This window comes from Acinetobacter sp. SM34, assembly GCF_022012365.1.
Lineage (GTDB): Bacteria > Pseudomonadota > Gammaproteobacteria > Pseudomonadales > Moraxellaceae > Acinetobacter.
The window spans coordinates 13,031-25,699 of record NZ_JAKLTP010000020.1 but is presented as its reverse complement, the minus strand read 5'-3'; the positions used below and the strand labels follow the sequence as shown (position 1 = coordinate 25,699).

The window sequence follows — 12,669 nt, the reverse complement described above, 5'->3', positions numbered from 1 at the left end:
ATTATCCCAAGTAGTTAGAGTGATTTCGGTTCAATAAACGATCACGAAAGGGTACAACAACGTGAAGCGTTTGAGAATCTATTTGCTGAAATGAAATAAAACGAATTGCCTTTGGCGGAACCGGATCATAACCCGAGCCCCCCCAAGGATGACAACGGCAAATACGCTGAGTCGCTAACCACGCACCACGCACAGCACCATAGCTATGGACTGCTTCCAAAGAATATTGAGAACATGTTGGAATATAACGACAGCGGGGTCCCAATAAAGGACTAATCGCGATCTGATAGAATCGAATCAACCAATGCAGTAAACGTACCATTGGCCTTCTCTACTTTTGTGGGGAGGGAGCTATCTTTTTATGCTTTTTGGCAAGGCGTTGCAATTTCTGCCAAGCAAATTGTAATTGCTGCTGCAATTCCTCATTAGGGATTGCTTCAATACCCATTTTAGGCATGACCACAATATCTAATAAATCTAATTGCTGCTGATGCAGGCGAAAACTTTCACGAGCAAGACGCTTTACTCTATTTCTTTCATGTGCGCGACGCACTTTTTTCTTAGCAACAACAATACCCAAACGGCTTTTAGGCTGTTCGGAATTTTTTGCCAAAAATAAGAAATGGGGTTGATGCACTTTAAAAAGCGCACCATCAAACACACTTTTATAATCGGCAGCACAGCGTATGCGTACATCTGTGCTGAAGCCATAAAGTGTCATAACACCCAAAATCGTAATAGCTTTAACAGATTAAACAGTTAAGCTATGACGACCTTTTGCACGACGGCGAGCTAATACTTGACGACCAGCTTTAGTAGCCATACGAGCACGGAAACCATGAACACGCTTACGCTTTAATTCTGATGGTTGAAATGTACGTTTCATATTGAAACTCCAAAAATGATCTTTCTATGAAGGTTCGCGATTTTAGTGTTCATTCAGTGAGCTGTCAATCAAAAACAAACTTTCTTTCAAAATAAGTGGGTTTTTTAAAGATTGATCTGGTGAGTGTATTTTCTAAATAACTAAATGTTGTATCTATTTTATACACAGTGTAAATTATTGATTAATAAAACAACATAAGTTATAAACAGAAATATTCACAATATTATCCACAACTTACTGTTGATAAAAATGAATGTTGCTGGTTTTGAATTTAAATTTAAAACTTTTGCAAGTTATCCCCACAAAATCGTGTCTCTATAAATAAATTCAAATTTATAAATTTAAATTTATTATTATTAGGGTGGGTTTTTTCTGTGGAAAAGCATATTTTGTTTTTTATAAACAAGAATTTAAATTGTGGATATCTATGTTTTTATGATTTTATTAAATTGTGGATAACTTTATGGTATATTTTATCCACAGCTTGCGGATAAACTTATCCACACCGTGATTTAAATTTAAATTTAATCGGAAATTTGCTTTTTTGAGTGATATTTCCTGAATTTTGCCATGACAGATGTGGATAACTTCGATAGAATGGCGACCCGCTTGGTCGGACTCAAATGTTTTTTGTTATTAACAATGGAATGAATAGGGGTTTCACATGCTTTGGACAGACTGTCTAACTCGTTTGCGACAAGAGCTTTCGGGAAATGTCTTTACCATGTGGATTCGCCCCCTGGTTGCCGAAGAGCTTAATGACACTTTAAGACTGTATGCCCCCAATCCTTACTGGACCCGTTATATTCAGGAACACCATCTGGAACTGATCACCATTTTGGCTGAACAGATGTCTGAAGGTCGGGTGCGTAAAGTTGAGATTTTGGTCGATTCTCGTCCAGGGGCAATTTTATCTGCCAATGAACAACCAGCAACTACTACAGCAGCCTTGCAATCAGTTCCGGCGCCTGTTTCCAAACCGAAAAAAGAAAAAGATGAAACCGGCAGTAAAAATAGCCGTAAACGTTTACTTAATCCTTTATTTACTTTTTCACTGTTTGTTGAAGGCCGTTCCAACCAAATGGCCGCGGAAACCTGCCGTAAAGTTTTAACCCAGTTGGGGGCTTCACAGCACAATCCTCTATTTTTATATGGACCGACCGGTCTGGGTAAAACCCATCTCATGCAAGCTGTCGGCAATGCCTTGTTACAGGCCAAACCCAATGCACGGGTGATGTATATGACCGCCGAGAGTTTTGTACAGGATTTTGTCAGCTCTTTACAACAAGGCAAGGTGGAAGAGTTTAAAAAGAATTGCCGCTCGCTTGATCTGTTGTTGGTGGATGATATTCATTTGCTGGCGGGTAAAGAGGCCAGTCTGGTGGAGTTCTTTTATACCTTTAACGCGCTATTAGATGAATCGAAACAGATTATTCTGACTTCGGACCGTTATCCCAAAGAACTCACCGAACTGGATGCGCGTCTGGTATCGCGTTTTTCCTGGGGCTTATCGGTTGGGGTGGAACCACCGGATATTGAAACCCGAATTGAAATTTTGCTAAAAAAAGCCGAAAGCAGTGGGGTGGAATTACCGCGTAACTGTGCCTTGTTTATTGCTCAGCAAGTGGTGGCCAATGTTCGTGAACTGGAAGGTGCACTGAACAAAGTGGTGGCAATTTCCCGCTTTAAAGGCACACCGATTGATCTGGATGTGGTGCGTGAATCGTTAAAAGACGTGTTGGCGATTCGTGCCCGTACCATCAGTACTGAAAATATCCAGCGTGTGGTCAGTGAATATTTCCGTATCCCTTTAAAAGAAATTGTGGGTCCAAAACGTACCCGTATTTATGCCCGTCCACGTCAACTGGCCATGGGCTTGGCACGTGAATTAACTGGCGACAGTTTCCCGGAAATTGGCATGGCATTTGGTGGTCGTGATCACAGTACTGTCATGCATGCCTGTGAAAAAGTGATCAGCCTGCGTGAGGAAGATCCGATCTTCAATGAAGACTATAAAAACTTGCAACGGCTGTTGCAAAGCTGATCCGATTTGATCAAATTCTATTCTTGCAATGCGGCATATTCTGCCGCATAGTACACTGCTAAAAACCCATTTATTTATTTTAATCTTCAGTCGTTAGAGGAATGTACCGTGCGTTTGAAAATCGCGAAAGAAAGCTTACTTAATGTTCTGTCACATGTCGTAGGAGCGGTTGAACGTCGCCATACTTTAAACATTCTGTCTAACGTCAAGATTCAAGTGAGCAATGAATCTTTAACCATTACCGGTTCCGATCTGGAAGTGGAATTGGTGGCGAGTACCACGCTGGCTGAAGGTGCTTGCTTGCAGGCTGGTGAAACTACAGTTCCTGCACGTAAACTGATGGATATCTGCAAATCATTGCCTGCTGCTGCATTGATTGACCTGCAAATCACTGAAGATCGCTGTATTTTAAAATCGGGCAATAGCCGCTTTGTACTGGGTACTTTGCCAGCTGAAGATTATCCATTGTTAAGCACTGAAAATGCTCAAGGTACGCAAGTGACCGTGACTCAGCGCGAATTAAAACGCCTGTTTGAAAAAACGGCTTTTGCAATGGCTGTGCAGGATGTACGTTTTTATTTGACCGGTACCTTGCTTGAAATTGACCAAAATCAATTGCGTGCTGTAACGACTGATGGCCACCGCCTTGCGCTGTGTGAAACCGTTGCACACTCTACTGCAACTCAGCCGATTCAAGCGATTGTGCCTCGTAAAGCGGTAGCAGAGCTGCAGCGTCTGCTCAGCATTGAAGATGAGCAGTTATCTTTGTTGATTGGCCGTGAACTGTTAAATGTAACCATTAGCACCCCAAGTCGCGATAAAGAGCAGGGTGACATCACCGTTCGCTTTACTACCAAACTGATTGATGGAAAATTCCCGGATTACCGTCGTGTGATTCCACGTGGTGGCGATAAAAATGTATTGATCGCGCATGATGTGTTTAAACAGTCATTGCAGCGTGTAGCGATTTTGAGTAATGAAAAATTACGTGGTGTATTCCTGAATTTTGGTGCCGATTCTTTACAGCTGCGTGCCAATAACCCTGAGCAAGATGAAGCGATTGAAGATTTGGCTATTCAATATGCGGATGCACCGATGGAAATGTCATTCAATGCCCAATACTTGTTAGACGTATTGGGAGCTCTGGATGGTGACGATGTTTCTATGACCATGACTGAAGCCAACCAGTCGGTATTGGTGCATGATCCAGCACAACAGGATCAGACCTATGTGGTAATGCCGATGCGTGTTTAATTTGACGATTTTCATTCAGATCAAAGCATGTATATCACGCGTTTAAATATAGAGCGTGTGCGAAACCTAAAGGCGGTTGCACTCCAGGAGTTGCAGCCGTTTAATGTCTTTTATGGGCAAAATGGTTCAGGCAAAACCTCGATTTTAGAAGCCATTCATTTGCTGGCGACCGGGCGTTCTTTTCGTACCCATATCCCTAAAAATTATATTCAGAATGAAACCGGCGACGCGATTGTATTTGCACAATCGGCGACAGAAAAAATTGGCATGCAAAAGCTGCTATCTGGTGAACAGCTGATTAAGGTCAATGGCGATCATATTGCCACCCAGGGGCAGCTGGCTAAAATTCTGCCTTTACAGCATATTGATCCACAAAGTACCGATATTATCGATTATGGCGCCAAGCCACGCCGACAGCTGATTGACTGGTTGATGTTCCACGTGGAACCGGAATTTTATCATGCCTGGCAGTACTATTCGCGTGCCTTAAAGCAACGCAACAGTTTGCTGAAATCCCGCCGTAATCTCAGTCTGCAAGATTTGGAACCGTGGAACAAAATGCTGGCTGAATATGGCGAAATGCTGAATTCGCAACGTAGTGGCATTGTGGAACAGTGGAAAGTCTATTTTGAGCAGGATTTAAAACATTTGTTGCCCAATCTGGATGTTCAACTGGAGTATAGTCCCGGTTTTCATACTGAGCTTGGCTTGCTGCATGACTTGACTGCACATCATCAGAAAGATGTGGATCGCCGCTATACCGAATACGGTCCACATCGTGCAGATTTGCGTTTAAAAACAGCCATGGGCGATGCCGATGTAGTGCTTTCCCGCGGTCAGAAAAAGCTGCTGATTATGGCCTTAAAACTGTCACAGATTGCAATGCTGCATGCCTGTAATAAGGAAACTGTGGTATTATTAGATGATCTGACAGCAGAATTAGATTCAACTGCACAACGACGATTAATTGAACGATTGAGTCAGCTGGGTAGTCAAGTTTTTATTACCACTTTAGAGCATGAATCAGTCAAAAAACATTTACATGATTTGTCAATTCCATATCAATTATTCAAAGTTGAAAATGGTCAAGTTCAGGTTGTTGTGCACTAATTTTTAAATTTTACCCATCTTTGGATAGACCTATATTTCACTAGGGAGAAACCATGAGTTCAGAAGATCAAGCTGCTTCTCAAACAGAACAAACCAATGAAAAAGCTTATGATTCCTCTAGTATCAAGGTATTACGTGGCCTAGATGCTGTGCGTAAGCGTCCGGGTATGTATATTGGTGATACGGACGATGGCTCGGGCTTACACCACATGGTGTTCGAGGTGGTGGATAATGCCATTGATGAAGCCTTGGCGGGGCACTGTGATGAAATCTTGGTAATCATCCATGAAGATGAGTCGGTCAGCGTATCTGATAATGGTCGTGGTATTCCGACCGATATTCACCCTGAAGAAGGCGTATCTGCTGCGGAAGTGATTTTAACCATTCTGCATGCCGGGGGTAAGTTTGACGATAACAGCTATAAAGTTTCCGGTGGTTTGCATGGGGTGGGTGTTTCTGTTGTAAATGCTTTATCAAGTAAATTATTACTAAATATTCGTCGTGCAGGAAAAGTATATGAACAGGAATATCACCATGGTGATCCTGTCTATCCATTACGCGCGATTGGTGATACTGAAGAAACCGGTACCACGGTTCGTTTCTATCCAAGTGCCGCAACTTTTAGCCAAACCATTTTCAATGTCGATATTTTGGCACGCCGTTTACGTGAACTTTCTTTCTTGAATGCGGGTGTTCGTATTGTGCTACGTGATGAACGTATCAATGCAGAACATGTATTTGATTATGAAGGTGGTTTGTCTGAATTTGTCAAATATATCAATCAGGGTAAAACCCACCTAAATGAAATTTTCCACTTCACCACACAATCGGAGAACGGTATTGGGGTTGAAGTTGCCTTACAATGGAATGATACTTACCAGGAAAATGTACGTTGTTTTACCAACAACATTCCACAAAAAGATGGTGGTACTCACTTGGCAGGCTTCCGTGCAGCCTTGACCCGTGGCTTAAACAGCTACATGGAAAATGAAAACTTGCTCAAAAAAGAGAAAGTTGCAGTTTCGGGTGATGATGCGCGTGAAGGATTAACCGCGATTGTTTCAGTCAAAGTGCCTGATCCTAAATTCTCTTCCCAAACCAAGGAAAAACTGGTTTCAAGCGAAGTCAAACCTGCAGTTGAGCAGGCCATGAACAAATCATTCTCTGAATATTTGTTGGAAAATCCGCAAGCAGCCAAATCGATTGCCGGAAAAATTATCGATGCTGCACGTGCGCGTGATGCTGCACGTAAAGCACGTGAAATGACCCGTCGTAAGAGTGCCTTGGATATTGCCGGTCTGCCAGGTAAATTGGCGGATTGCCAGGAAAAAGATCCTGCATTATCTGAACTTTACCTGGTCGAAGGTGACTCTGCGGGCGGTTCTGCAAAACAGGGCCGTAACCGTAAAATGCAGGCGATTCTGCCATTGAAAGGTAAAATCCTGAATGTGGAACGTGCGCGTTTTGACAAAATGATTTCTTCGCAAGAAGTTGGCACACTGATTACTGCACTGGGCTGTGGTATTGGTCGTGAAGAGTACAATCCGGATAAATTGCGTTATCACAAAATCATTATCATGACCGATGCCGACGTCGATGGTTCGCACATTCGTACGCTACTATTGACTTTCTTCTTCCGTCAAATGCCTGAACTGGTAGAGCGTGGTTATATCTATATTGCACAGCCACCGTTATATAAACTGAAAAAAGGCAAGCAAGAGCAGTATCTTAAAGATAATGATGCTTTGGAAACTTTCCTGATTTCAAATGCGATTGATGATTTATCCTTGCATATCAGTGCTGAATCTCCTGCAATTACAGGTCAAGCACTGGCAAAAGTCATTGAAGATTACCAAGTTTCACAGAAAAGTTTGACTCGTTTAACTGTACGCTATCCTGCAAGTTTACTTGATGGTTTACTGGGATTAGAGGCATTCAAACTTGATCAAAATCATGATGAAGATTATGTGAAACAATGGTCTGAACAGTTACGTGCTGCAATTGAAAAATATCAACCAAGTTTACGTCCTGAAATCACTTTAGAAGTGTTTGAAAAAGAACATGCTGATGGTTCTAAAGTGGCTCATTTCTGGCCACGTGTAACAGTTTACGTGCATAACTTGCCGCATCAGTATTTACTTGATTCAGGCTTGCTGGCTTCAGGTGAATATAAGCGTTTACTGCAAAACTCGAAGAGCTGGTTTACTTTGCTTGAAGAAGGCGCTTATTTGCAGAAAGGTGATCGCAAAATTAATGTCACTACTTTCCATCAGGTTTGGCAGCATATTTTATCCGACTCACGTCGCGGCATGATGATCCAACGCTATAAAGGTCTGGGTGAGATGAATGCGGAACAGCTGTGGGAAACAACTATGGATCCTGAAAACCGTAACATGCTGCAAGTGACCATTGATGATGCAATTGAAGCAGACCGAATGTTCTCTTGCTTGATGGGTGATGATGTGGAACCACGTCGTGCCTTCATTGAAGAGAACGCACTGAACGCAGATATCGATGCCTAATTGATACACAATACATTTAAAAAAGCACCTTTCGGGGTGCTTTTTTTACGAAAATTTTATGCTAATGTCATGTTAACTTGTCAATATAAACAGGACCTGATCGGTGAACTCAGGCCTTATGCCGGGTACTATTTTTAGACTTCATTCTCTCCCTGATCAAGGCCAGCTTACAACAATAAAGAGGTTTATCCATGGATAACCAGCTTGAAGAAGTCCGTAATATATGGACTGATGCATTTTACAACGGTAACTATGAGGTGCTGCGTCATTATGAGCATGATGATTTTAAGGTGGTCTATGAGCAGGATGGCCGCGTAGAAACCAGCTATGTGCGTTATGACCGGATTGCTCATGCCGTACAGAATGGTGTATGGAGACCGCACCGGCCAGAAGTGGAGTTTGAGGAGTATGAGTTTAATCCGGATCAGACAGAATGCCGTGTCCTGATTGGGCTTGAACAGGACAAGCAGCGCCTGCAGGAGTTGTGGCGCTATGATACAGAATGGAAAATTATTGAACTGAGATTCCTAAAGGCCTGATCTTTCAGCAAGTTGGATAAAATCATTAAAAGTAATTAAATTATATGTGAATAATACTTTTTATAATCAGTTCAAAGCTTGGTCAATATTGTGGATAACTTTTAAGTTATCCATATTTTTATGTGAATAATAAAATAAATATCCAAAATTTCTCTTTATAGAAATTATTATATTTTTTAAATTTAAAAATTAGTCTGTTTGCGGCTTGTGGATAAGTATTTTTAAATTTAAAATACGATTTTAAATTTAAAAGAGGTGTTTTAGTTAAATGTCACGACAGGGCACTTGAAGTCTCAATATTGTGTATTTTTATAATAAAAATTAATTACTTATTTTATATGTGTAGTTCTAATAAACAATCGGCGTGGAACATGAAAATTACAGATAAATTATTAGTGTAGTTAAACTACACAATTATTTTAATAATCAAGTGAACTTTCAAATTATTATATTTATCTTATTATTCTTGGCATCTTTGGTTGTACGACCTGTAAGGCTTGAGGAAATCCTGGTATGGATTCATAAAGATTGGAATGTGTCAGATAGGCTGGAAATGGCTAAAGAATCTAAGACTATCGAGGTTACCAGCATCTACTTGCTTCCTAGGTGTAGTGACATGCATTGTCTATCGTTCGCTGATTTAGATTTCAAAAAAGCACCTGATGCGGTGCTTTTCCTGCTTCAGTTCTGTCTAAGGGGTCAGAATAATTTTGCGACAGTCCTGTTCACGTTTATCAAAAATACGATAGCCTTCAGCCGCATCTGACAGATTCATACGATGGGTAATAATCACCTAAGGGGAAAGATCGCCATTTTCAATAAATTCGAGCAACTGAGGCAAGAACTTATGCACATGGGTTTGCCCCAGTTTAAAGGTCAGGCCCTTGTCAAAGGCATCGCCGAACAGGAAGCCGTGAATTGGACCGGCATAGACCCCGGGCACACTGACCACACCGCCACGGCGGACGGCCGCAATACATTGACGTAAGGCAAAGCCACTAGAACCTTCAATTTTCAGATTGGTCAATACAGTTTCCAGCACGCTGCCTTTGGCCTCAAAACCTACGGCATCAATGACAGCATCCACACCGCGGTAACCTGTACTATTCTGAATGATGAATTCAGCTGCATCGACTTTATCGAAGTTGACCGGAATTGCACCATAGGTCTGATGGGCAAAGCTTAGGCGATAGGGATGATGATCGACTATAAAGAGATCTGTTCAGCACCAAGCATGCGTGCACAGGCAGCGGACAGCAGGCCTACCGGGGACCTGCACCATAAATGGCAACCGTTGAACCTCGGCCGACTTGGGCATTGGTGACCGCCTGCCATGCTGTCGGCAGGATATCGGTCAGGAACAACACCTTTTCATCCGGCAGTGATCCCGGGCACTGTAAAGGGACCGACATTGTCTTTGGGCACGCGTACGTATTCTGCTTGGCCACCCGGCACCCCGCCATACAGATGGCTATAACCAAACAGGGCTGCCCCAGGAGGAATCTGTTTTTTGTTTATGATGGCACCACGTCCACTGTTGGTATTTTCACAGGCAGCAGTAAGTTCATGTTCACAAAAAAAAAAGCAGTGACCACATGCAATCACAAATGGGATAATGACCCTATCTCCTTTTTTTACCGAAGTGACTTCAGAACCGACTTCCTCGACTACTCCCATGAATTCGTGGCCAAAAATGTCCCCTTGTTCAATGGCGGGAATTTTGCCACGATAAAGATGCAGATCTGAGCCACAGATAGCGGTGGCTGTTACCCTTAAAATGACATTATCTGCTTCCTTAATAACCGGATCAGCAACAGATTCAACTCGTACATCCCGAGTACCATGATAGGTAAGTGCACGCATATGGTTTTCCTCTCTAGTTCAACATTAAAACAAACCTCAATAAGGCTGCCGAAAATGACAACGCCTTTTTATTAGAGCCACATGATGTGGGGCAGGGCTGTAAATTAATGTATGAAATAGGGAACTCAACTGTTTAAAAATAAGCTTATAGGGTGCTTGCGTAATTCATTATCAGATGGGTTAAACAGAATAGGTATTCAGGAGAGAAAGGCAGAGATCACACAACAATTGTGGATATTGCACAGAGGATAGGACTTGAATATTCCAGTAAAAAAAGAGACCAGTGATGCTGATCAGTGATCACTGGTCTCTGAATGCTGAAAAGCGGGTTTAGGGCTTAGCTTTCCTCAAAGGATTGCTCCAGACTTTCCAGTTCCATCATGAGTTCTAACATTTGTTCTTCAGCAGTTTCCAGCTGATTTTTTAACTCAGCCTGCTCATTCATCAGCTTGAGTAAATCATCTTTACGACTTGCTTCATAAATTGCCGTATCAGCCAGTAATACTTCAATTTCAGCCAAACGTGGTTGAAGCTTGGTGATCTGTGCTTCATTTTTTTCAATATTTTTACGAATCGGACGGCCCAGTTCACGGCGACGCGCAGTTTCCTTACGCTGAGCCTCTTTATCGAGTTTTGAAATTGCCGGTTTTACTTCAACTTGTGACTGAACAGGGGCAGCAGGTTTTTGACCATTTTTCATCATCTCGATACGTGCCTGACGCAACCAGTCTGCATAGGCAACCAGATCACCATCAAACTCACGGCATTGACCATTGTGTACCAACAATAATTCATCACATACGCTGGCAATCAATTGACGCTCATGCGATACCAACACCACAGCACCTTCAAAGTCTTGTAAGGCCATAGTCAGGGCATGACGCATATCTAGGTCCAAATGGTTAGTCGGTTCATCCAGAATCAATACATTTGGACGTAACCATACAATTAAAGCCAAAGCTAGACGTGCACGTTCCCCACCTGAGAAGCCCTCACTTGGTGTATCCATACGTTCGCCACTAAAGCCAAAGCTGCCCAGGAATGAACGTAAAGTTGCTTCACTGATTTTTTTCTCCGCAATGCGTGACAATTGCAACATTGGGCTGGCGCTACCATCCAGGGCATCCATTTGATGCTGGGCAAAATAACCAATATTGAGTAATTCTGAATCTTTGCGCGTACCTTTAAGTAGTTTGAGATCACCCACTAAAGATTTGATCAGGGTTGATTTACCTGCACCATTCATCCCAAGTAAACCAATCCGGCTGCTGGGTGTGATTTGCAAATTGACGTTAGTCACAATCAGCTTGTCACCATAACCAATATCTGCATTCTCAAGTTCAAGCAGTGGCGAACTCATTTTAGTCGGTTCACGGAATGAGAAGGTAAATGGTGTATCAACATGCGCTGCAGACAACTCTTGCATACGTTCAAGTTGTTTAATCCGGCTTTGCGCCTGTCTGGCTTTGGTTGCTTGTGCTTTAAAGCGGTCGATATATTTCTGTAGATGGGCCCGTGTTTCTAATTGCTTTTCATAAGCTTGTTGTTGTTGTGCCAAGCGTTCACTACGGGTACGTTCAAATGTGGAATAATTCCCTGTATAGAGGGTAAGTTCCTGATTTTCTATGTGTAATATATGATCGGTAACGGCATCCAGGAAATCACGGTCATGTGAAATTAAAATCAGGGTGCCTTCATAGGCTTTTAACCAGTCTTCCAGCCATAAAATGGCATCTAAATCTAAATGGTTGGTCGGTTCATCCAGTAACAGTAAGTCGGAGCGGCTCATCAGGGTGCGGGCCAAATTTAAACGCATACGCCAACCCCCAGAGAAACTTGAAACATTCAGTTGAGACTGATGTTCAAAGAAACCCAGACCGGCCATCAATTGTGAGGCTTTTGATGGGGCAGAGTAGCCATTAATTTCGTCAAAGCGGCCATATAAATGCGCAAGTTCTTCATTATCCAAGTCTTCAGAATGTTCCAGTTTGTGCTGGATGTCCCAATATTCTTCATCACCTGACAGGACAAAATCGATAGCCTTCATCTCTAGGGCTTTAATTTCCTGCGCCATATGGGCCACAGTCCAAACAGCAGGACGGGTCAAAGAACCGCCATCCGATTCCATGCCACCCAACAATGCCGCAAACAGGGTCGATTTTCCTGCGCCATTGACACCGGTTAGGCCAATTTTCCATCCTGGATGTAGCTGCATAGACGCTTTTTGAAATAAAACACGTCCACCGCGACGTATAGAAAGTTGATCTAACTGAATCATTGAAATATCTAAAAGAGAAGAATGATGGGCGTATTCTAAAGGAAGCCACTCAGAAAAGAAAAAGACAGTGCATTATTCTTTCCTATAAAAGCATAATTTTAAGTAGATCAATAAAAATGTGACAAATTGTACAAAAAAGTGCCTTTCGTCAGAAAGGCCTGAGCAGCTCTATT

9 protein-coding genes and 1 pseudogene are annotated in these 12,669 nt (G+C 42.3%); 5 read left to right on the top strand and 5 right to left on the bottom strand.

The window, feature by feature from the left end; genetic code table 11:
- Position 1: 1 nt before the first annotated feature.
- From yidD to rpmH, 3 genes are read right to left on the bottom strand one after another with little or no spacing between them, the layout of a single operon-like run.
- A complete protein-coding gene (gene yidD, locus LZZ98_RS14505; protein ID WP_086176716.1) occupies positions 2-322 on the bottom strand; it encodes a membrane protein insertion efficiency factor YidD in 321 nt (106 codons plus the stop codon).
- A gap of 9 nt (positions 323-331) precedes the next feature.
- Positions 332-721 (bottom strand): ribonuclease P protein component, encoded by a 390-nt coding sequence (rnpA, locus tag LZZ98_RS14500; protein ID WP_086198919.1) that lies wholly within the window; start codon positions 719-721, stop codon positions 332-334.
- Between the two features lie 30 nt (positions 722-751).
- A complete protein-coding gene (gene rpmH / locus LZZ98_RS14495) occupies positions 752-886 on the bottom strand; it encodes a 50S ribosomal protein L34 (protein ID WP_000831329.1) in 135 nt (44 codons plus the stop codon).
- Positions 887-1,550: 664 nt separating this feature from the next.
- Here rpmH and dnaA point away from each other — a divergent pair.
- The 5 genes from dnaA (at position 1,551) to LZZ98_RS14470 (ending at position 8,355) form a co-directional block, all read left to right on the top strand.
- Positions 1,551-2,930: a chromosomal replication initiator protein DnaA gene (dnaA, locus tag LZZ98_RS14490; RefSeq protein WP_237788457.1), complete on the top strand. Its 1,380-nt coding sequence runs from the start codon at positions 1,551-1,553 to the stop codon at positions 2,928-2,930.
- A 108-nt stretch (positions 2,931-3,038) separates the two neighbouring features.
- Complete coding sequence (gene dnaN / locus LZZ98_RS14485; protein ID WP_237788456.1) at positions 3,039-4,184, top strand: DNA polymerase III subunit beta; 1,146 nt, start codon at positions 3,039-3,041, stop codon at positions 4,182-4,184.
- 27 nt (positions 4,185-4,211) lie between these two features.
- Positions 4,212-5,294, top strand: a complete 1,083-nt coding sequence (gene recF / locus LZZ98_RS14480) for a DNA replication/repair protein RecF (RefSeq protein WP_237788455.1) — start codon at positions 4,212-4,214, stop codon at positions 5,292-5,294.
- Between the two features lie 53 nt (positions 5,295-5,347).
- Positions 5,348-7,816 carry a DNA topoisomerase (ATP-hydrolyzing) subunit B gene (gene gyrB / locus LZZ98_RS14475; protein WP_237788454.1) on the top strand — a complete coding sequence of 823 codons (2,469 nt, stop codon included), beginning with the start codon at positions 5,348-5,350 and terminating at the stop codon, positions 7,814-7,816.
- A gap of 191 nt (positions 7,817-8,007) precedes the next feature.
- Positions 8,008-8,355, top strand: a complete 348-nt coding sequence (locus LZZ98_RS14470; RefSeq protein ID WP_086176710.1) for a hypothetical protein — start codon at positions 8,008-8,010, stop codon at positions 8,353-8,355.
- Positions 8,356-9,046: 691 nt separating this feature from the next.
- Here LZZ98_RS14470 and LZZ98_RS14465 read toward each other — a convergent pair.
- Together LZZ98_RS14465 and LZZ98_RS14460 are read right to left on the bottom strand one after the other, a co-directional pair.
- Positions 9,047-10,218 (bottom strand): annotated as a pseudogene (locus LZZ98_RS14465) (zinc-dependent alcohol dehydrogenase).
- 337 nt (positions 10,219-10,555) lie between these two features.
- A complete protein-coding gene (locus LZZ98_RS14460; RefSeq protein WP_237788453.1) occupies positions 10,556-12,496 on the bottom strand; it encodes an ATP-binding cassette domain-containing protein in 1,941 nt (646 codons plus the stop codon).
- Positions 12,497-12,669 lie beyond the last annotated feature (173 nt).

Excerpts from the sequence above, each read along its gene's own strand:
- yidD (WP_086176716.1), bottom strand. The coding sequence starts at position 322 with ATGGTACGTTTACTGCATTGGTTGATTCGATTCTATCAGATCGCGATT.
- rnpA (WP_086198919.1), bottom strand. The coding sequence starts at position 721 with ATGACACTTTATGGCTTCAGCACAGATGTACGCATACGCTGTGCTGCC.
- rpmH (WP_000831329.1), bottom strand. The coding sequence starts at position 886 with ATGAAACGTACATTTCAACCATCAGAATTAAAGCGTAAGCGTGTTCAT.
- dnaA (WP_237788457.1), top strand. The coding sequence starts at position 1,551 with ATGCTTTGGACAGACTGTCTAACTCGTTTGCGACAAGAGCTTTCGGGA.
- recF (WP_237788455.1), top strand. The coding sequence starts at position 4,212 with ATGTATATCACGCGTTTAAATATAGAGCGTGTGCGAAACCTAAAGGCG.
- gyrB (WP_237788454.1), top strand. The coding sequence starts at position 5,348 with ATGAGTTCAGAAGATCAAGCTGCTTCTCAAACAGAACAAACCAATGAA.
- LZZ98_RS14470 (WP_086176710.1), top strand. The coding sequence starts at position 8,008 with ATGGATAACCAGCTTGAAGAAGTCCGTAATATATGGACTGATGCATTT.
- LZZ98_RS14460 (WP_237788453.1), bottom strand. The coding sequence starts at position 12,496 with ATGATTCAGTTAGATCAACTTTCTATACGTCGCGGTGGACGTGTTTTA.